The organism is Allobosea sp. UNC402CLCol, from assembly GCF_000745475.1.
In the GTDB taxonomy this organism is placed as follows: Bacteria; Pseudomonadota; Alphaproteobacteria; order Rhizobiales; family Beijerinckiaceae; genus Allobosea; species Allobosea spartocytisi.
Genome location: NZ_JQJJ01000009.1, coordinates 634,727 through 654,457, shown reverse-complemented (window position 1 = coordinate 654,457; position 19,731 = coordinate 634,727). Strand labels below are relative to the sequence as shown.

Sequence of the window (19,731 nt, the reverse complement as noted above, 5' to 3'; positions counted from 1 at the left end):
GCGTCCGACAGGGCGCTGAAACGGCGACCTATCAGTTTGTTTTCGCGTTCGATTTTTCCGGGAAGCGGATTCAATCCTTCGGTCCGGCGCGGTAGGGAGGCGAAGCCGTGCGCTTCCGCATGACGACCTTGCGACTGCGGCTCGTGATCGGGTTCATGCTGGTCAGCGTGCCGGCGATGCTGGCGTCCGCCTATGTCGCCGCCTGGCTCCTTTCCAGCGCCTTCGAGGACAATGTCGAGCAGTGGCTGGGGGAGACGTCGCGCTTCTTCAGGCTCGAGGTCGAGGAAGCCTCGCAGGAGGCGCAGCGCGTCGCGGCGGTGATCGGCCAGCGCATCGAGAGCAATGCCGACATCGATGTCCGCTCGTCATCGACCTTCGACGCGGAATCGGCCCTGCTGAACTCGGTCGGCTACGATGTGATCGCCGTCTATGACGATCAGCGGACGATCCGTTACACCTCGCAGCCCTTTCAGCCCATCACGCCCCTTCCGACGGACGAGAAGCAGGGCATTTTCAAGATGACGGCGAATGGCCAGCGCCGGATCATGGCAGGCGCGGTCCAGACGATCTCCGTGAAAGGGCAGACGCTGCACGTGCTGGTCGGCTCCTGGCTCGACGAAGCCTATCTCGGCAGCATCAAGGTGGTGACGTCCCTGAACGTCCGGCTCTTCGCCGATTTCGGGCCCCGGCTCGAACCCGTGCTGGAAACCCATCCCGACAGCGTCAGCCCGGTCCCCCAGGAGATCAGGCGCCAGCTCGCAACCGGGCAGGAGGCGGTGTTCGATCCCTCGGCCGATGGGGGCACCTACCGGGCCGTCTATATCGGCTTCCAGGGGATCGACGGCGAATTGGCGGCGGTGGCGTTCGTCGGCCTGCGCAGCGAGGCGGGGCTGTTCGAACAGCTCGGACGCGAAAGCCTCTTTCTCGGCATCTTCCTGTTCGGGAGCCTCCTTTCCGTCGCCGTCGGCATCGTGATGTCGGACATCCTGGTGCGTCCGCTGCGCGCGCTCACCCGCGGCGTGCGGGCCATCGCCGCGGGCGATTATCGCCAGCGCGTGTCGGAGACGGGAGGGCGCGAACTCGTCCAGCTCGCGGCCGGCTTCAACAGCATGGCCGAACAGCTCGGCGCGCTGCGCGACCTCGAAACCGAGCTCCGGCGCCGGGACCGGCTGTCGGTGCTGGGTCAGGCGGCCATGGTCATCGCGCATGAGGTCCGCAACCCGCTCGGCATCATCAAGACCTCGACCGAGGTCGTCCGCAACCGCGCGAAGCTCGCCGGCTCCGAGGACAAGATGCTCGGCTACGTCATCGACGAGGTCCGCCGGATCGAAACGCTGGTGCGCGACTTTCTCGAATTCGCGCATCCCAAGCCGCCGATGACGAGCGAATTGCGGATGCGGTCGATCATCGATCGCGTCGCCGCGATTGCCGGGCCGGAGCTGGCGCGGCACAAGATTTCCGTCGCGGTCACCGACGAGAGCGGCGATGCCACGGTCCGCGGCGACCCCGACCAGTTGCATCAGGCCTGTCTCAATCTCGTGCTCAACGCCATCGACGCCATGCCGAACGGAGGCACGATCCATGCGGACGTCACCGCCCAGGGCGACACCGTCTCGCTGACGATCCGCGACGAGGGCGCGGGCGTGCCGGCGGAGATGCGCGACGAGATCTTCAACCCATTCTTCACGACAAAGACGAAAGGTACCGGGCTTGGCCTTGCCAAGGTCCAGACTGTCGCCGAAGCCCATGGCGGCCAGGCCACCTGCGCGAGCGAGCCAGGCCGGGGCGCCGCCTTCAGCATCACCTTGCCGCGCTGGCGATCAAAGGAAGCGCCATGAGCCACGCTGTTCTGATTGTCGACGACGAGGCGCGGCTCGCCGACGTGCTCGCGGCAGCCCTCGAAGACCTCGGCTATCGCACGACCGCGGTGGACAACGCCCGCGCCGCGCTGCAGGAGCTGGAACAGGCCCGCTTCGATCTGGTCCTGACCGATCTGCGGCTCCCCGTAATGGACGGGCGCGAACTGCTGCAGGAGGTTCGCAAGCACTGGCCCGAGATCCCCGTCGTGATCATCACCGCCTTCGCGACCGTGCGCGACGCCGTCGATCTCGTGAAGGAAGGCGCCTTCGACTATATCGCCAAGCCCTTCGAGATGGATGAGGTCGCCGCCACCGTCCGGCGGGCGCTGCGGTTGTCCGACGTCGTGCGCGACAACGACCGTTTGCGCAGCGAGCTGGAGGGACGCTACAGCTTCGAGACGCTGATCGGCTCGAGCGCGCCCTTCCGGCGGGTGATCGAGCAGGTCACCGAGGTCTGCGAGACGCGCGCGACCGTGATGCTGAGCGGCGAGAGCGGCACCGGCAAGGAGGTCGTCGCCCGCGCGATCCATTTCAACAGTCCCCGGCGCAACAAGCCCTTCGTCGCCGTGAACTGCGCGGCGATCCCCGAGACGCTGCTGGAGAGCGAGCTGTTCGGCCATGTGAAAGGCGCCTTCACGGGCGCGCTGTCCAACCGCATCGGCCGCTTCGCCGCGGCAGATGGCGGCACCCTCTTCCTCGACGAGATCGGCGACATGCCGGTGGCCGTGCAGGCGAAGCTGCTGCGCGCCGTCCAGGAGCGCAGCTTCGAGCCCATCGGCGCCAACCGGAGCCAGACGGTCGATGTCCGCCTCATCGCCGCCACGCACAAGGACATGCGCCTGGCCGTCGCGGAAGGCCGCTTCCGCGAGGATCTGTTCTACCGGCTCAACGTTTTTCCCATCGCCCTGCCCGCCCTGCGCGATCGCCGGGAGGATATTCCGACGCTCGCCACGCATTTTCTCGGCCAGTTGAGCGAAGCCATGGGGAAGCGAGTCATCGGCTTCACGCCCGCCGCGATTTCGGCTATGTCCGACCATGAGTGGCCCGGCAACATCCGGGAACTGCATAACTGCGTGGAGCGTGCCATCATCGTCGCGAAGTCACCCACGATCGATGTTCACGACCTGCCGCGCGACCTCTTTGAATCGTCGCCACGCCGCGGCGATTCCGGCAGCATCCCCGGCGATCTTGATGCCGAGCTCGAACGCATCGAGCGCGACTTCATCCTCGCTGCTCTGCGCCGCACCGGCGGCGTGCAGGTCCAGGCCGCACGGCTGCTCGGCGTTGCGGAACGCAGCCTGTGGCACCGCATCAAGAAACTCGGAATCAAACTCAGCCGGAGCGCCAGCGAATGACGCGGACAACCTGCGTATCCAAGGGCCGCGGCAAGCGAGTGCCTCTTGTCCAAAGCCGCGGAGCATGGCTCTCGCTGCTCGCGCTGTCCTGCGGCCTTTCCGCCGCCCGGGCCGCCGACACGACGCCGGCCCTGACCGACCCGACCCCCGCCAAGGGCTGGATCATCACGATCGGCGGCTCGCTGCAATACGAGCCCGATTTCGAGGGCTCGAAATGGCGCCGCTTCTCGCCCATGCCGTCGCTGAGCTGGCGCCGTGTCGGGGAGGCCGAAGGCTTCAGCGCGCCCGATGACGGGCTCGACTTCGCCCTGTACGACACCGACCGGCTCAAGGTCGGCGTGGTCGGCGACTACAAGTCAGGCCGCTATTCCGGCGCGGACCGGAAACTTTTCGGCCTGCGCGACGTGCCCTGGACGATCGAGGCCGGCGTCTTTGCCGAATTCTGGCCCGTCCTGGATCGCTTCCGCTTGCGCGCCGAGGTGAAGCAGGGCTTTCACGGCCATCACGGCGTCGTCGCGGATCTCTCCGCCGACTGGGTCGAGCGCTTCGGCAGCTTCACCTTCTCGGCGGGCCCGCGTTTCAGCATGGGCAGTAAGAGCTACATGACGCGCAATTTCGGGATCACGCCCGGAGAAGCGGCGCTGAGCGGCATCTACAGGCCCTATCGCCCGGACTCCGGCGCGAAATCGGCGGGCGTGGCCACGGCCCTCACCTATGACTGGTCCGAAAACTGGGCGACGACGGTTTATGCGCGCTACGACCGGCTCCTGGACGAGGCGGCGGGCTCCCCTCTCGTGCGGGTCAATGGCAGCCGGGACCAGTTCACCTTCGGCACGACGCTGAGCTATTCGTTCCAGGTCGGCGGTTAGCCGGATTCCGATCGAGCGGGCCTGCCACTCAAGCGGGCGCCATATCGATCAGGCGGCCGCCGCCGTCTCGTGGCGCGAGACATGCGCGGTGGCGGCACGCAGATCGGCGAGCCCGGCGCCGGCTGCGACGCAATGCTCGGCGAGATGGCGGCGGAAGAGGCGTGCGCCCGGACGGCCGGGGAACAGCCCGACGAGATGGCGCGTAAAGGCATGCAGCCGCCCGCCTCGCTCCAGATGCGCGGCGAGATGGGGCTCCAGCGCTTCCAGCATCGCGAAGGCGTCGGCGACCGGCGGTGCCTGCCCGAACAGCAGCGGATCGACCTGGAGCAGGATTTCCGGATTCTGATAGGCCTCGCGGCCGACCATGACGCCGTCGAGCCTCTCCAGATGCGGGACCCACTCGGCCGGAGCCTTGATGCCGCCATTGATCGCCACCGGCAGATCGGGATTGGCGGCCTTGAGGCGGTAGGCGCGCTCATAATCGAGCGGCGGAATCTCGCGGTTCTCCTTGGGCGAGAGGCCCTGCAGCCAGGCTTTTCGGGCATGGACGATCAGCGCATCGACGCCCGCCGCGCGAACCGCCGCGGTCAGGGCATCGAGCGCGATTTCCGGGTCCTGATCGTCGACGCCGATGCGGCATTTCACCGTGACGGGGATCGCGACCGCTGCCTTCATCGCCGCGACGCAATCGCCGACCAGCGCCGGCTCGCGCATCAGGCAGGCGCCGAAAGCGCCGCCCTGGACGCGGTCGGAGGGGCAGCCGCAATTCAGGTTGATCTCGCCATAGCCGAATTCGGCGCCGATGCGCGCCGCCTCGGCCAGAAGCTTCGGATCGTTGCCGCCGAGCTGGAGCGCGACGGGGTGCTCCATCGCGTCGAAGCCGATCAAGCGCTCGCGGTTGCCGTGGATCACCGCCTGCGCCGTCACCATCTCGGTGTAGAGCAGCGCATGGCGCGACATCAGGCGATGGATCGTCCGGCAGTGGCGATCTGTCCAATCCATCATAGGCGCGATGGAGAAGCGAAAGGGCGAGAACTGCGTCATGTTTCCGTGAGATGGGTGGCGCGCGCGTCATCGCAAGCGGTCGGCGCTCATACCTCATTTGCCGCGACGGCGCGAGATGCCGGCCAGGCCGCTGCGGATCAAAAACCCGGCCGCCGCGTTGGCCCGTCAGGAGGTTCGCTCATGAATTTCAGGCAAGTCGGCGAGCAAGGCGGCACGCGCCGCTTCGTGGTGATCCTGGACGCTGGCGAGGAGGCATTCGAGACGCTGACCCGCTTCGCCGACCAGCAGGGCCTGAGTGGAGCATCGGTCAGCGCCATCGGCGCCTTCCAGAAGGCGGTCGTCGGCTGGTTCGACCTGCCGGCCAAGACCTATCGCGAAATTCCGGTCGATGAGCAGAGCGAGGTGCTGAGCCTTCTCGGCGACATCGCCCGCGACGAGAACGACGAACCGAGCCTCCATCTGCACGCCGTGCTGGGCCTGCGCGACGGCTCGACCCGGGGTGGTCACTTCCTGCGCGGGACCGTGAGGCCGACGCTGGAAGTGACGATCACCGAGGCACCTGCGGAGCTGTGCCGCCGCAAGCGCCCGGAACTCGGCATCGCGCTGATCGATCTCGGCTAGCGCGCCGCCCTCACCTCTTGGCGCGGGCGACGATCTGGGTCGGGTTGACGAAGCGCAGCGCGATGATGAGCCAGATCAGCGTCGTGACCATGTAGATCACCGCCATGGCGTCGATCGACTGCACCGCGCGAACGCCGGAGGCGAAGACCGCGTAGTAGAGCGCGACGACGAGCGTCTGGCTGGTCGGACCGGCCGTGAGGAAGGTCAGCTCGAACATGGCGAGCGTGCGCACCAGCACCAGCAGCAGCGCCGCCAGGATGCCGGGCGTCAGCAGCGGCAGCAGCACATGCACGAAGAGCTTGAAGGTGTTGGCGCCGAAGACACGCGCCGCCTGTTCGATCTTGGTGTCGATCTGCTCGATGAAGGGGATCATCACCAGGATGACGAAGGGCACGGTCGGCACAAGGTTCGCCAGCACCACGCCCGACATCTGGCCGGCGAAGCCGGTCTGGTAGAGCACCGTCGCCAGCGGGATGCCGAAGGTGATCGGCGGCACCAGGAGTGGCAGCAGGAAGAGCAGCATGACGAGCTTCTTGCCCGGGAAGTCCCGCCGCGCCAGCGCATAGGCCGCCGGCACGCCGATCAGCCCCGAGATCACCACCACCAGGAAGACGATCTGGAAGGTGACGAACAGCACGTCATGGAGCTGGAATTCCGACCAGGCGGCCGCATACCAGCGCGTCGTCCAGTCGGCCGGCAGCCAGGTGCCGAGCCAGCGTGTGGCGAAGGAGGAGGTCACCACCGTCGCGATCATGCCGAACAGGTTGATGATGAAGAAGCCGATCAGCGCCCAGTTCGCGGCCGCCCAGAGCTTCGTCGAGATACGGGTGTCCTTGATCATCGGCTCAGCCCTTTCCGCCGCCGGCCGGGCCGCGATAGAGCAGGCCGCGCGCCGCCAGCACCGCGACGACGATGGCGAGCTGAACCGCCGCCATGATCATCGCCACTGCCGAGGCCATGGAGTAATCGTATTCCTCGAAGGCCGCCTGATAGGCCGCGATCGAGATGACGCGGGTCGGGCCGGCCGGGGCGCCGAGCAGCACCGCCGAGGGGAAGACCGAGAAGGCCTGCACGAAGCTCAGGCAGAAGGTGATCGCCAGACCGGGCAGCAGCAGCGGGAAGAGGATGTGCTTGAAGCGCTCCCAGGGCCCTGCCCCCAGCGTCGCGCCGGCATTCTCCAGCGCCGGGTCGATGCCTGACAGGTAGGACAGCGTCAGCAGGAAGGTGAAGGGGAAGCCGGTGATGACCAGCGAGAGCATCACGCCCCAGTAGTTGTGCAGCAGCTTCACCGGCGTCGAGATGAGGCCGAGCGTCATCAAGGTCCGGTTGAACCAGCCTTGCGGGCCGAGATAGTTCAAAAGGCCCTCGGCGACGAGCACCGTCCCCAGCGTGATCGGGATCACCAGGATGGTGGTGAGCAGGCGCTGGTTCTGCATCAGCCGGACGCGGAAGGCGATCGGGATGGCGAGCCCCAGCGTCGCGACCGTCACCGGCAAAGCGAGCCAGAGGGTCGTCGCGATCGTGCCGTAGAGGAAGGAATCGGAGAAGAAGCGCTGGTAGTTCGACAGCGCTCCGCCCGCCTTCGGCTCGAAGGAGAGGATGAGCCCGTAAAGGAACGGGTAGATGAACAGCGCCAGCAGGAACAGGATCGCCGGCACGACGAGCAGCGTCAGCCCGTCGAGCCCGCGCGCCGCCAGCCGCTGCTTCAGCGGGATGGAGGTGGCTTCCGCGCTCACGCCGCCTCTCCATAGACGAGGACGCGGTCGGCGTCGGCGGCGAGCGTGACCGCCTCGCCGGGCGACAGCTTGTCATGGGCGAGGAAGGACAGGTCCGTTCCATCCGCCATGCGGGCGAAGCCGACGAATTCGCGGCCGCGGAACTCGGTCGAGACCACCTGCGCCTTGAGGCCGGGCTGACCGGCCGCCACAGGATGGAGATCCTCAGGGCGGATGGCGAGCCAGGCAGCGCCGCCGGCAGAAACCGCGTTGCGGGTGCGGCCGGAGAGTTGCGCCTCGCTAACCGCGACCGTGGCGTGGCCCTCGGTCACCGTGGCGACCGTGCCCTTGACCTTGTTGCGGAAGCCCATGAACTCGGCGACGTCGAGATGGTCAGGGCGCGAGAACAGATCCTCGGGCGTGCCGACCTGGCGGACCACGCCGTCGCGCAGCACGACGATGCGGTCGGCGAGCGAGAGCGCCTCCTCCTGGTCGTGGGTGACGTAGATCGTGGTCGCGCCGAGGGTGTTGTGGATGCGGCGGATCTCGGCGCGCATCTCGAGGCGCAGCTTGGCGTCGAGATTGGAGAGCGGCTCGTCCATCAGCACGAGCGGCGGCTCGACGACGATGGCGCGGGCGATAGCGACGCGCTGCTGCTGGCCGCCGGAGAGCTGGCCGGGCAGCTTCGCGGTCTGGCCCTGCAGGCGCACCAGCGCGACCGCCTCGGCGACGCGCTTGTCGATCTCGGCCTTGGCCACGCCGCGCATCTTGAGGCCGAAGCCGATGTTCTTCGCCACCGTCATATGCGGGAATAGCGCATAGTTCTGGAAGACCATGCCGAAGCCGCGCTCTTCCGGCCGCAACGGGTCGATGCGCTTGTCGTCGAGCCAGATGCCGCCACCGGTCGCCGGCAGCAGCCCGGCGATCAGGTTCAGCGTGGTCGACTTGCCGCAGCCCGAAGGCCCGAGCAGGGCGATGAACTCGCCCTTGCCGATGGTCAGCGAGACGTCCTTGAGCGCGTTATGCGTGCCGAAGTCACGGCTCAGGCGATCGAGCTTGAGCTCGCGGAAGGAGGCTGCGTTGATCGTCATGGCTTCCGGGTCTTGATAACGGTGTCGTTGCGGGGCCGCCCTCGCCGCGAGAGCAGGCCCCCATGTGGAAGCGGCAGGCCCGGCCCTCGGCCGCGCCTGCCGGCCAGTCCGTGGCCTACTTCTTCTTGGCGCCGCCGACCTGCTCGTCCCAGATCCGGAAGGCGATGACCATCTTGTCGGGATTGAGCGGGGTTTCCATCGGGTTGTCGGCGATCAGCTTGTCGTATTCGGGCCGGCCGTATTCCTTGATCGCCTTCTGGCTCGATTCCGGCGCCATCGAGAGCGGCACGTCCTTCACCGCCGGACCCGGATAGAAATAGCCCTCATCATAGGTATAGGCCTGCTGCTCCGGCGTGAGCATGTGGCGGACCAGATCGAGCAGCACGGCGAGCTTCTCGTCGGAGACGCCCTTCGGGATCATCATGTACTGGGCGTCGGTCACCCAGTGGAAGCCCTTCAGCGTCTGGACCTTGGCTTCCTTGGGCACGATGCCGAGGACGCGCGGGTTGATGTCCCAGCCCGTGGTGCTGACGATGATGTCGCGCGTGCCGTCGCCGAGCTCCTTCATCGTCTGGCCGGTGCCGCCGGGGTAGTACTCGATGTTTTCGCCCAGCTCCTTGAGATAGGCCCAGGTCTTGTCCCAGCCCTTCTCGGGATCCTTCGGATCCTTGTCGCCGAGGATGTAGGGCAGGCCCATGAGCCAGGTGCGGCCGGGGCCGGAATTGGCCGGGCGTCCGTAGAAGAAGCGGTTCTTGTTCTGCTTGGTCCAGGCCAGCAATTCCTCGGCCGTGGTCGGCGGGGTCTTGACCCGGTCGGGCATGTATTCGAGCAGCGGCCCGGACGGGTAGTAGACCATCGCCATGCCCTGCCCCTGCCCGAGATTGTGCATCGCGAGAGCGGGCGCGAGGTAGATGTCCTCGGGCTTCGGCAGCTCGCCCGCGAAGCGTGGCAGCAATTCGACCCACAGCTTCTGCTCGATGCCGGCCGACAGCACGTCCAGGCCACCGATGACCATGTCGATGTCGACGCGGCCGGCGCTCTGCTGAGCCTTGATCTTCGACGGCAACTCGGGAGCCGGAGCCTTGGTGAAGACCATGCGCGAAGCGAGCTTGGGCTTCATCTTGGGGAAGTTTTCCATCGGCGTCTGGACCAGCGCCAGGGCGCCGCCGACATCGATGACACTGATCGTGACCGGCGATGCCGGCAGCTTGAGCTGCTGCGCAAAGGCGCCGGGCGCCTGGGCGGCAAGGCCGAGACCGGCGACACCGCCGATGAAATGACGCCTGTTGATGCTGTCGTAAGCCATGGTTTCTCCTCCAGATGCGGATTTCCGCTTCTTTTGACGGATGCTTTTTGTGATGTTCCGGCCGCCGCCCACCGGAACCCGTTGTTCAATCCGCCGACTGTGCGATTGACGCAGCGCCGGATTACTCGGTATCCTAGTATACTAGTCGATAAGAGCTTGGCAATGGCCCACCCAGCAACGCGGCACAGCACAGATCAAATCTACAGCGTGCTGCGCACCGACGTCATCAGCGGCGTGCTGAAGCCGCGCGAGGCGATGTCCGAGGCGCGCATGGCGCTGCGCTTCGGGGTCAGTCGCACGCCAGTGCGCGAGGCGTTCAAGCGGCTGGTCGACGAGGGCTTCCTGGTGGCGGTGCCGCAGGTCGGCACCTTCGTCGCGCCGATCGACCTCGCAGCCGTCCATGACAGCCAGTTCGTGCGCGAGACGCTGGAATGCCGCACCGTCGTGCTCGCTGCCGAGCGCATCGGCGATGCCGACCGCCGCCGGCTCGAAGAACAGATCGAGGAGCAGGCGGAAGCCGTGCGGCGGCAGGATCGGCCGGAGATTTTCCGCCTCGACGAGGTGTTCCACGCCGAAATATCGCGTATCGCCGGCCACAGCGCGGTCTGGAGCATGATCGAGGGCGTGAAGGCGCAGATGGACCGGGTGCGCTGCCTCTCGCTGGAAACGCCCTCCTGGTCGAGCGTGATCCTGCAGGAGCACCGGATCATCGCCGCGCATATCATCAAGCACGATGCCGCAGGCGCCGAGGCGGCGATGCGGGCGCATCTGCGCACCGTCTTCGCCACGATCGACGCGATCGCGAAGGACCATGCCGACGCCTTCGACGATTCCAGGCTTGTCCACGAGGCGAGCTGAGACGCGGCGCCCACCACCCGACGACACCATACCTCCCAAAGGATATTAGACCATGGAACAATGCTGGCGCTGGTTCGGCCCGGACGACGTCGTGACTCTGGCGCAGGCCAGGCAGGCCGGGGCGACAGGCATCGTCAACTCGCTGCACCAGATCCCCTATGGCGTGGTCTGGAGCGTCGAGGAGATCGAGAAGCGCCAGGCGATCGTTCGCGGCGACAGGAGCCTCGGCCTCGAATGGAAGGTGGTCGAGAGCCTGCCGATCCATGAAAGCGTCAAGATCGGCGAGGGCGACCTCGAAACCGTCTTCGAGAACTACCGCCAGTCGATGCGCAACCTCGCCGCCTGCGGGCTTCAGGTGATCTGCTACAACTTCATGCCGGTGCTGGACTGGACGCGCACGCAGCTCGCCGAGCCGCTGCCCGGCGGCGGCACGGCGCTGCGCTTCAATCTGCACGAATATGTCGCGCTCGATCACTTCATGCTGAAGCGCAAGGGCGCCGACGAGGGCCATTCCGCCGAGGTGATGGACAAGGCCAGGGCCTGGTTCGAGCGCTCGACGGAAGCGGATCGCGACCGGCTGCTCTCCAGCGTGATGGCGGGACTGCCCGGCGCCTTCGACCGCTACGATCTGCCCGGCCTCGCCCGCATCCTCGAGCGCTATGCCGGCATGACGCATGACAAGCTCAGGGCCAATCTCAAGCGCTTCCTGGAGGCGATCATCCCGACCGCCGAGGAGGTCGGCATCCGCATGTGCATCCATCCGGACGACCCGCCGCGCCCGCTCTTCGGCCTGCCGCGCATCTGCTCGGACGAGGACGACATCGCCTGGATCCTCGGTGCGGTCGATTCCCCGGCGAACGGGCTGACGCTCTGCTCCGGCTCGCTCGGCGCCAATCCGAAGAACGACGTGCCGGCGATCGCGCGCCGCTTCGCCGACAAGGTCTGGTTCGCGCATCTGCGCAACGTCGCGAAGGATCCGGATGGGTCCTTCATGGAGGCCGAGCATCTCGGCGGCGACACCGACATGGTCGCGCTGGTCGATGCGCTGATGGCCGAGGAGAAGCGCCGCAAGGCCGCCGGCCTGCCGCATTGGCGCATCCCGATGCGCCCCGACCACGGCCACGAGCTGCTCGACGATGTCGGCAAGGGCAGCTTCCCCGGCTATCCGGCCGTGGGGCGGCTGCGTGGATTGGCGGAACTGCGCGGCGTGATGACCGCGCTGGCGCAGATCAAGGGCTACGACGCCTGAGCCGGGACCGGCCGCCGCAGCCAGAGACAACAAAAAGGGCGGGCCTCGTGCCCGCCCTTTCGTTTTTTGGGATGACCTTGTTTCAGCCGGCGAGGAAGGCGAGGCCGGCGACGGCCATCGCCCCACCGGCAAAGCGGGCCAGGCGCGGCGCATAGCGCGCGATCTGTGCGGCGAGAACCAGCCCGACGCCATGCAGCGCCGCGGTCGCCACGACGAAGCCGGCGGCATAGCTCAGCCCGCTCGCATCCTCCGGCAGTTCCGCGCCATGGGCATGGCCATGGAAGATCGCGAAAGCAGCGCAGATCGCGACACCGGCCGCCAGCGGCGGCGTCAGGTTGAAGGCGATGGCGAGGCCGAGCGCCACGACCGAGACGCCGATCCCAATCTCGACGCCGGGCAAGGCTGCGCCCGTCATGCCCCAGATGCCGGCGAGAACCATGGTGACGACGAAAGCGGCGGGATAGGCGAAACGCGCCTTGCCGCCGACCAGCCCGGCCCAGAGGCCGACCGCGACCATGGCGGTGAGATGGTCCAGCCCGAACAGCGGATGGGTCAGCCCCGCCGTGAAGCCATGCACGGAGCCGACGCCGGTATGAGCCATGGCGCTACCGGCAAAGAGCGTCGCCGCCGCAGCAAGCACCAGCCGCTCGATCATCTTCGTGTTCATCCGCCTCTCCTCACGCCGCCGAAGCCGGCTTCAGGCCGCCGGCCATCTCGATGAAATCGATCACCGCATCGACGCCCTCGCCGGCACGGGTATTGGTGAAGACGAAGGGGCGTTTGCCCCGCATCGTCCGGGAATCGCGCTCCATCACGCCGAGATCGGCGCCGACATGCGGCGCGAGATCGGTCTTGTTGATGACGAGCAGGTCGGAGCGGGTGATGCCGGGCCCACCCTTGCGCGGGATCTTTTCGCCGGCGGCGACGTCGATGACGTAGATCGTCAGATCCGCCAGCTCGGGCGAGAAGGTCGCGGCGAGGTTATCGCCGCCGGATTCGATCAGGATCAGATCGAGCGCCGGGAACTTGCCGCGCATCTCGGCGACCGCAGCGAGGTTGATCGAGCAATCCTCGCGGATCGCGGTATGCGGGCAGCCGCCGGTCTCGACGCCCATGATCCGCTCCTCGGGCAGCGCGCCGGCGACCGTCAGCAGCCGCGCATCCTCCTTGGTGTAGATGTCGTTGGTGATGGCGCAGAGGTCGTAGGCGCCGCGCATGCGCTTGCACAGCACCTCCATCAGCGCCGTCTTGCCGGAGCCGACCGGGCCGCCGATGCCGACGCGCAAAGGACCGTGAGGGGAGCGGGTCATGAGCGGAACAGCCTCGAATACTGGGTTTCGTGACGCAAGCTGGCGATGTCGGAGCGCAGCGCGCAGCCGCCGAGATCGTCGAGCGTCGCGCGCTCGGCCCCGGCCGCCGCCTCATGCAAGGCCGGGACCAAGGCGGCGGTGACCCTCTGCCCATCGGTCTGGCCGACGATGCCCAGCCGCACCGACGCCGAGACGAGATTGGCGACGAAGGCCAGGCCATAGGCTTCGAGGCAGGCGGGCAGAGGCAGGGCGTGACCGGCGCTGGCGACCGCCACGGCGACCGGATAGGCGACATCGCCATCCCAGGCCTTGCCCAGCCGGCCGATGGCTTCGCAAGGCCAGGACGCCTTCACCGCCGCGACGAAGGCATTGCCCTGCGTCACCGTTTCCAGCCGCCGCTCGGCGGAGTTGGCAAGCGCGAGCGCGAGCTCCGCGACCTCGCGCAACGCCCCCTCGTCCTTCTCCTGCGTAGCGCGGAAGGCTGCCGCGAAGAGGATCAGGTCATTATGCAGCGAGCCGTGACGGACCAGCGCGTCGAGCCAGTCGCGCAGGGTTTCCGCGTCGTGCAGGTCGCCGGCCTCGAAGGCCCATTCCAGCCCGTGCGAATAGGCGAAGGCGCCGACCGGGAAGGACGGCGACAGCCAGACCATCAGGGGCAGATGGGCCGACATGCCCTGCCGGCTCAGCGGTCGTGCGAATGGCCCTTATGGCCATGCTCGGCGCCATGGCGGTGGCCGTGGTCGTGATGCTCATGATCGTGATGGTCGTGGCCGCAGCCGCAGGCATCGCCATGGGCGTGATGGTGCTCATGGCCGTGGGCATGCTTGTGATCATGCGCGTGTTCTTTGCCATGCGCATGTTCCTGGCCATGCGTATGTTCCTGACCGTGCGCGTGCTCATGGCCATGCTTGTGGTCGTGGTCGTGGCCATGATGATGGTGATCGTGACCGTGGTGATCATGCCCGCAGCCGCAGGCGTCATCATGGGCGTGATCGTGGCCGTGAGCATGGTCGTGGTCGTAGGCGCCGCGCTCGGGCTGGAAGGGGCGCTCCACCGTCGTCATCGCACAGCCCTGCCCGCGCACCATCTCGGCCAGGACGTGGTCGTTCTCGATGTAGATCGCGTCGGCGGTGATCTCGGCCGGGGTATGGCGGTTGCCGATATGCCAGGCGACGCGCATCAGCCGCAGCGGGTTCTCGGCGCGGATCTCCAGCAGGCTCTGCGGTGCGGCCTTGATCTGGACGAGGCTGCCGTCCTCCAGCTTCACGGCGTCGCCATCAGCCAGCACCGTGGCCTTGTCGAGATCGAGCAGGACATCGAGCCCGCCATCGGCCTTGAGGGCAAGGCGGCGGCGATTGCGGTCGTCATGGTCGAGGGTGAGCGTGTCGACGACGCGCTCGGCCCGGACGGCGGCCTTGCGAACGACGGAGGTGGCGCGAAGCATGTCTGATGATCCCTATGGGAAGCCGAAGCTCCCGAAGCCCTTGCCAAATTAGTAGCACGAACGCGTGTTCGTGCTACCAGGCTTTCAGGATCATCGCGGCGTTATCGCGGCAAGGTCTTGATCTCGGCGTCGAACTTCTTGAGCAGGCGCGAGCGCTCGGCCGGCGAGCCCCAGCGCGGCGTGTCGTAGTCGATCAGCTTGATCTCCGAGAACTTCGGTGCATCCGGCGAGAGCAGCGCATTCCTGTTCGAGGGGATCGAGTTGATCTTCAGCTTCGCATTGATGTTCTGGGCATCGGGCGACAGCGTGAAATCGACGAATTTGCGTGCGGCCTCCGGGTTCTTGCCGCCCTTGACGACCGAGACCGAGCCGGTCTCGTAGCCGGTGCCCTCGCAGGGTGCCACGGTCTCGATCGGCGCGCCCTGCAGCTTCTGCGTCAGCATGTCGTGGATGAAGGCGATGCCGACCGCCGTCTCGCCGAGCGCGGTCGCCTTCACCGGCGCGATGCCAGATTTGGTGTACTGGCTGATGTTCTTGTGCAGGCTCTTGAGGAACTCGAAGCCCTTCTCCTCGCCGAGGCGCTGCACCGTCGTCGCCAGGAAGACATAGGCCGTGCCCGAAGAGCTGGGATCGGCGATCTGCACCTCGTCGCGGAACGCCGCATCGAGCAGATCCGCCCAGCATTTGGGCGCAGCGATGCCGCGCTTCTTGAGAATATCGCTGTTGTAGCCGATGCCGAGTGCGCCGAGATAAATCGCATTGGTGCGGAATTTCGACTGCTCGGCATGGCGCTGCGCCCAATCATGCAGTTCCGGCAGCTTGGGCGATTTGTATTCGTCGAGCAGTCCCTCCTCGGCCGCTTGCAGATGCGGCTCGCCCGGCCCACCCCACCAGACATCGCCGCGCGGGTTGTTGGCCTCGGCCTTGACCTGCGCATAAACCTCGCCGGTGCTCTTTCTGATCATCGCGACCTTGATGCCGGTCGTCTTCTCGAACATCGCCGCGCCCTCGCGGCATTGTTCCTCCAGGATCGAGCAATAGACCGTGACCTGTCCCTGCGCGAAGGCAGGCCGTAGGGGCGAGACCACGACGGCAGCAGCGAGCGCCATCGCGCTCAAGGTCGTGAAGTGGAAACGCGTCATCCTGTCCTCCCGAGGCAAATTCTTTTGCCGACGAAAAGACTGGCATGGTCGAACCAAGTCAAGAGCAGGCACTGGCGGCAACCATGCCGCGCGTCATGCTCGGGCTTGCCCCGCGCATCTTTCGCCAAAGGAGGCTCCCGCGGCCTGACGGTCCGGAGATTCTCGGATCTGCGCTTCGCTTCGCCCGAAAATGACGGCCTTATTTATCAGAACAGGAAGTAGCGCTGCGCCAGCGGCAGTTCCTTCGCGGGCTCGCAGACCAGCAATTCGCCATCCGCCACCACCGCATAGGTTTCCGGATCGATCTGGATGTCCGGCGTGGCGTCGTTGTGGATCATGCTCTTCTTGGAGATGCCGCCACGGGTGTTCTCGACCGCGACCATCTCCTTGTCCGTGCCGAGCCTGTTCCGCAGCCCGTTGGCGATGGCCGCCTGCGAGACGAAGAGCAGCGAGGTCGAGGTCACGGCCTTGCCGAAGGCGCCGAACATCGGCCGGTAATGCACCGGCTGGGGCGTCGGGATCGAGGCGTTGGGGTCCCCCATCGGAGCGGCCGCGATCATGCCGCCCTTGATGATGAGATCGGGCTTGGTGGCGAAGAAGGCCGGCGACCAGATGACGAGGTCGGCGAGCTTGCCCGCTTCGATCGACCCGATATGACGCGAGATGCCATGGGCGATGGCGGGGTTGATCGTGTATTTCGCGACATAGCGCTTGGCGCGGAAATTGTCGGCGCCGGTCCCGGCGTCCTCGGCCAGCGCCCCGCGCTGGACCTTCATCTTGTGCGCGGTCTGCCAGGTGCGGGTGATGACCTCGCCGACGCGGCCCATGGCCTGCGAATCCGAAGACATCATCGAGAGCGCGCCGAGATCATGCAGGATGTCCTCGGCCGCGATGGTCTCCTTGCGGATGCGGCTCTCGGCGAAGGCGAGGTCCTCGGGGATCGAGGGCGACAGGTGATGGCAGACCATCAGCATGTCCAGATGCTCGTCGAGGGTGTTGACCGTGAAGGGCCGGGTCGGATTGGTCGAGGACGGCAGCACGTTGGGCAGCCCGGCGACCTTCATGATGTCGGGTGCATGGCCGCCGCCCGCCCCTTCCGTGTGGAAGGCGTGAATGGTGCGGCCCTTGAAGGCCTTGATCGTGTCCTCGACGAAGCCGGATTCGTTCAGCGTGTCGGTGTGGATCATCACCTGCACGTCGTAGTCGTCGGCGACGGAAAGGCAGTTGTCGATCGCGCCCGGCGTCGTGCCCCAGTCCTCATGCAGCTTCATGGCGCATGCGCCGGCCTCGATCATCTCGACCAGCGCGCCGGGCAGCGCGGCATTGCCCTTGCCGGCGAAGGCGAGGTTCATCGGGAAGGCGTCGGCGGCCTTGATCATCTGGCCGAGATGCCAGGGGCCGGGCGTGCAGGTCGTCGCCAGCGTGCCGTGCGCCGGCCCGGTGCCGCCGCCCAGCATGGTGGTCAGCCCGCTCATCAGCGCATCCTCGATCTGCTGCGGGCAGATATAGTGGATATGGCTGTCGAAGCCGCCGGCCGTGACGATCTTGCCCTCGCCCGCGATGACCTCGGTGCCGGGACCGACGATGATGGTCTCGGACGGATTGAAATTGCCGAAGCCGCTCTGGATGTCGGGATTGCCGGCCTTGCCTATGGCGACGATACGGCCGCCGACGATGCCGATATCGGCCTTCACGATGCCCCAATGGTCGAGGATCAGCGCGTTGGTGATAACGGTATCGACCGCGCCGTCGGCATTCCTGACCTGCGACTGGCCCATGCCGTCGCGGATGACCTTGCCGCCGCCGAATTTCACCTCCTCGCCATAGGTGGTGAAATCCTTCTCGACCTCGATCCACAGATCGGTATCGCCGAGGCGCACCTTGTCGCCGGTGGTGGGGCCGAACATCGCGGCATAGGCGTTGCGCGGGAATGTGAAGGGCATGGGCTTAGCCTCGGGATCGGACAGAACCGTCGATGACGGGCGATGCAAGATTCGCCGCAACGGCCGGCATCGAAGACCGGCCGCCGGGCCTGAGACTCAGTTCTTGTGGGAAAAATCGGCCTCGGGGGGCGGCTCGGTCGCTTCCGCCTCGATGGCCGGCTCGGCCGGCTTCGCTTTGGTCTTGGCCTTCGGCTTCTTGCGCGCCTTCTTGACCACGACCTTGGACCGCGCGGGCCGGGCCTGCTGGTCCTGCAGCATCTCGAGCTGGACCTGCTGGATCTCGGCGAGGCGCTGCCATTGCCGCGTGATCAGATGGTCCATTTTCTCGTGCAAATGGCGGATTTCGAGCTCGGCCTTGAGGTTGACCTGATAGTCGTTGGCCGAACGCAGGCGGTCCTTCGCCTCCTGCCGCTTCTGGCTCATCATGATGATCGGCGCCTGGATCGCGGCAATGCAGGAGAGCACGAGGTTCAGGAGGATGAAGGGATAGCTGTCGAAGGCCCTGTTTTCGCCGAGCAGGATGTTCAGGGCCATCCAGCCAAACAGCACCACGCCGAAGCTGATGAGGAAGGCCCAGGAGCCGCCGAAGCTCGCCAAAGCGTCCGAGAACTTCTCGCCCAGCGTGCGATGCTCCTCGAAATCGTCCTCGACGTTCTCGGCGATGGTTTCCTGCCGGGCGATGCTTTCGGCAACCTCTCGGTCGAGGTCTGAATATTCGCCGTGCTCCTCGCGCAGGATCTCCTCGACATAGCGCGTGCGGTAGCGCGCCAGCTCCTTCAGGCTGATCAGCGCATGGTCTGACAGATCGGGGAAATCGGCGCGGATATGCTCGACCAGCGCCGGGCGCAGCGTGCCGATCTCGACCAGATTCTTGCGGGCCGTCTCCTGCCCGCTGATCGCGCAGATTCCGCGCTTCTTGCCGATCTGGGCCGCCGTCGGCGCCATATCCGCGAATGGCGGCGACACCGGCGGAATATCGAGCCCCGACATATCGTGCTTGTTGTCCGGCTGATCGCTCACAGTTTTCCCATCACATCCTGGCGGAAACCATAGACCTCGCGCTTGCCGTCGAGCGCCACCAGCCTGACGTCGCGGGTCTGGCCAGGTTCGAAGCGCACCGCCGTGCCGGCGGGAATGTCGAGCCGGAAGCCCCGCGCCCTGTCGCGCTCGAAAGCGAGCGCCGGATTGGCCTCGAAGAAATGGTAGTGCGAGCCGATCTGGATCGGCCGGTCGCCCGTGTTCGCGACCGTCAGCGTCAGGCTCTCGCGGCCCTCGTTCATGACGAGGTCACCGGGCAGCGTCACGACCTCGCCGGGCTTCAGCCGGCCGGCCGAACCGCGGACCGGCTCATGCACCGTGACGAGCTTGGTGCCGTCGGGAAAGGTCGCCTCGATCTGCACGTCGTGGATCAATTCGGCGATGCCGTCCATGACCTGATCGGCCGTGATCACATGCGCGCCGGCCTCCATCAGCTCGGCGACGGATCTGCCGTCGCGCGCACCCTCGACGACGAAGTCGGTGATGAGTGCGACGGCTTCGGGGTAGTTCAACTTGACGCCGCGCTCGAGTCGTCGCCGTGCGACCATGGCCGCCATGGCAACGAGCAACTTGTCCTTTTCGCGCGGCGTCAGATTCATGACTTTACCTTCTCGTCCCCAGCGGCTTCATCGTCCTCCGAATCGTCCTCGGAGTCTTCCTCTTCGTCCTCTTCGGCTTCGTCCTCGTCATCTTCGTGGTCGAGGTCGAGATATTCGTAACCGAAGACGATCTCGCCGGTCTGGGGGTCGAAGACGCTGACGGAGGAATCCTCGAAAGCCTCGATCAGCATCTCCGCATCATCCGGCCCGTCGACGTCGAAGCGACGCAGCGCATCCTCGCCCTCGGCCCTGATGACGAGCTCGATCGACCAGCTCCGGCCGGCGGTGTCGTAGATGCACTTCAAACCCTGGATCGGCAGCATGCGG

The 19,731-nt window shown here is 66.4% G+C and carries 20 protein-coding genes; 6 read left to right on the top strand and 14 right to left on the bottom strand.

Annotated features, from left to right (window positions below; all coding sequences use genetic code 11):
- The first annotated feature begins 107 nt into the window (after positions 1-107).
- The 3 genes from GY40_RS10325 to GY40_RS10315 are packed head-to-tail and all read left to right on the top strand — an operon-like array spanning position 108 to position 4,083.
- Positions 108-1,838, top strand: coding sequence for a sensor histidine kinase (locus tag GY40_RS10325; RefSeq protein WP_038361520.1), 1,731 nt, complete (start codon positions 108-110; stop codon positions 1,836-1,838).
- Positions 1,835-3,214, top strand: coding sequence for a sigma-54-dependent transcriptional regulator (locus tag GY40_RS10320; RefSeq protein ID WP_038361518.1), 1,380 nt, complete (start codon positions 1,835-1,837; stop codon positions 3,212-3,214). The genes GY40_RS10325 and GY40_RS10320 overlap by 4 nt, the downstream gene beginning before the upstream one ends.
- The gene (locus tag GY40_RS10315; RefSeq protein WP_051987740.1) at positions 3,211-4,083 is read left to right on the top strand and encodes a MipA/OmpV family protein; all 873 of its coding nucleotides are present in this window, start codon (positions 3,211-3,213) and stop codon (positions 4,081-4,083) included. The genes GY40_RS10320 and GY40_RS10315 overlap by 4 nt, the downstream gene beginning before the upstream one ends.
- 48 nt (positions 4,084-4,131) lie before the next feature.
- On the opposite strand, the gene dusA is transcribed toward GY40_RS10315, so the two are convergent.
- Positions 4,132-5,127 carry a tRNA dihydrouridine(20/20a) synthase DusA gene (gene dusA, locus GY40_RS10310; RefSeq protein WP_081925299.1) on the bottom strand — a complete coding sequence of 332 codons (996 nt, stop codon included), beginning with the start codon at positions 5,125-5,127 and terminating at the stop codon, positions 4,132-4,134.
- A 141-nt stretch (positions 5,128-5,268) separates the two neighbouring features.
- On the opposite strand from dusA, the gene GY40_RS10305 reads away from it, so the two are divergent.
- Positions 5,269-5,709, top strand: coding sequence for a PPC domain-containing DNA-binding protein (locus tag GY40_RS10305; protein WP_038361516.1), 441 nt, complete (start codon positions 5,269-5,271; stop codon positions 5,707-5,709).
- A gap of 10 nt (positions 5,710-5,719) precedes the next feature.
- On the opposite strand, the gene GY40_RS10300 is transcribed toward GY40_RS10305, so the two are convergent.
- The 4 genes from GY40_RS10300 to GY40_RS10285 all read right to left on the bottom strand — a co-directional run bounded on the left by GY40_RS10300 (position 5,720) and on the right by GY40_RS10285 (position 9,821).
- Entirely contained in the window at positions 5,720-6,550 is an 831-nt protein-coding gene (locus GY40_RS10300) for an ABC transporter permease (protein ID WP_038361514.1), read from the bottom strand.
- Positions 6,551-6,554: 4 nt separating this feature from the next.
- Entirely contained in the window at positions 6,555-7,445 is an 891-nt protein-coding gene (locus tag GY40_RS10295) for an ABC transporter permease (protein WP_038361512.1), read from the bottom strand.
- Positions 7,442-8,509, bottom strand: coding sequence for an ABC transporter ATP-binding protein (locus tag GY40_RS10290; RefSeq protein ID WP_191123314.1), 1,068 nt, complete (start codon positions 8,507-8,509; stop codon positions 7,442-7,444). The genes GY40_RS10295 and GY40_RS10290 overlap by 4 nt, the downstream gene beginning before the upstream one ends.
- Positions 8,510-8,630: 121 nt before the next feature.
- Positions 8,631-9,821 (bottom strand): extracellular solute-binding protein, encoded by a 1,191-nt coding sequence (locus GY40_RS10285; RefSeq protein ID WP_038361508.1) that lies wholly within the window; start codon positions 9,819-9,821, stop codon positions 8,631-8,633.
- A gap of 162 nt (positions 9,822-9,983) precedes the next feature.
- Between GY40_RS10285 and GY40_RS10280 the strand changes: the two genes are divergently transcribed.
- Together GY40_RS10280 and uxuA are read left to right on the top strand one after the other, a co-directional pair.
- Positions 9,984-10,679 carry a GntR family transcriptional regulator gene (locus GY40_RS10280; RefSeq protein WP_038361506.1) on the top strand — a complete coding sequence of 232 codons (696 nt, stop codon included), beginning with the start codon at positions 9,984-9,986 and terminating at the stop codon, positions 10,677-10,679.
- Positions 10,680-10,731: 52 nt separating this feature from the next.
- Positions 10,732-11,928 carry a mannonate dehydratase gene (gene uxuA / locus GY40_RS10275; protein WP_038361504.1) on the top strand — a complete coding sequence of 399 codons (1,197 nt, stop codon included), beginning with the start codon at positions 10,732-10,734 and terminating at the stop codon, positions 11,926-11,928.
- Between the two features lie 82 nt (positions 11,929-12,010).
- Here the strand turns inward: uxuA and GY40_RS10270 are convergent, their stop codons facing one another.
- The 9 genes from GY40_RS10270 to GY40_RS27935 form a co-directional block, all read right to left on the bottom strand.
- Positions 12,011-12,595: a HupE/UreJ family protein gene (locus tag GY40_RS10270; protein ID WP_038361503.1), complete on the bottom strand. Its 585-nt coding sequence runs from the start codon at positions 12,593-12,595 to the stop codon at positions 12,011-12,013.
- A 10-nt stretch (positions 12,596-12,605) separates the two neighbouring features.
- Positions 12,606-13,238, bottom strand: a complete 633-nt coding sequence (ureG, locus tag GY40_RS10265) for an urease accessory protein UreG (RefSeq protein WP_038361500.1) — start codon at positions 13,236-13,238, stop codon at positions 12,606-12,608.
- Complete coding sequence (locus GY40_RS10260; protein ID WP_038361497.1) at positions 13,235-13,909, bottom strand: urease accessory protein UreF; 675 nt, start codon at positions 13,907-13,909, stop codon at positions 13,235-13,237. The genes ureG and GY40_RS10260 overlap by 4 nt, the downstream gene beginning before the upstream one ends.
- Before the next feature lie 11 nt (positions 13,910-13,920).
- Positions 13,921-14,682 (bottom strand): urease accessory protein UreE, encoded by a 762-nt coding sequence (ureE, locus tag GY40_RS27010; protein ID WP_081925298.1) that lies wholly within the window; start codon positions 14,680-14,682, stop codon positions 13,921-13,923.
- Between the two features lie 101 nt (positions 14,683-14,783).
- Positions 14,784-15,824 (bottom strand): ABC transporter substrate-binding protein, encoded by a 1,041-nt coding sequence (locus tag GY40_RS10250; protein WP_038361491.1) that lies wholly within the window; start codon positions 15,822-15,824, stop codon positions 14,784-14,786.
- 206 nt (positions 15,825-16,030) lie between these two features.
- On the bottom strand, positions 16,031-17,767 hold the full coding sequence (gene ureC, locus GY40_RS10245; protein ID WP_038361488.1) for an urease subunit alpha: 1,737 nt from the start codon (positions 17,765-17,767) through the stop codon (positions 16,031-16,033).
- A 96-nt stretch (positions 17,768-17,863) separates the two neighbouring features.
- Positions 17,864-18,712, bottom strand: a complete 849-nt coding sequence (locus GY40_RS10240; protein ID WP_081925333.1) for a DUF1003 domain-containing protein — start codon at positions 18,710-18,712, stop codon at positions 17,864-17,866.
- Between the two features lie 71 nt (positions 18,713-18,783).
- Positions 18,784-19,404 carry an urease subunit gamma gene (locus tag GY40_RS10235; RefSeq protein WP_051987739.1) on the bottom strand — a complete coding sequence of 207 codons (621 nt, stop codon included), beginning with the start codon at positions 19,402-19,404 and terminating at the stop codon, positions 18,784-18,786.
- Positions 19,401-19,727, bottom strand: coding sequence for a hypothetical protein (locus tag GY40_RS27935; protein WP_038361485.1), 327 nt, complete (start codon positions 19,725-19,727; stop codon positions 19,401-19,403). Before GY40_RS27935 ends, GY40_RS10235 begins: the two co-directional genes overlap by 4 nt.
- Positions 19,728-19,731 lie beyond the last annotated feature (4 nt).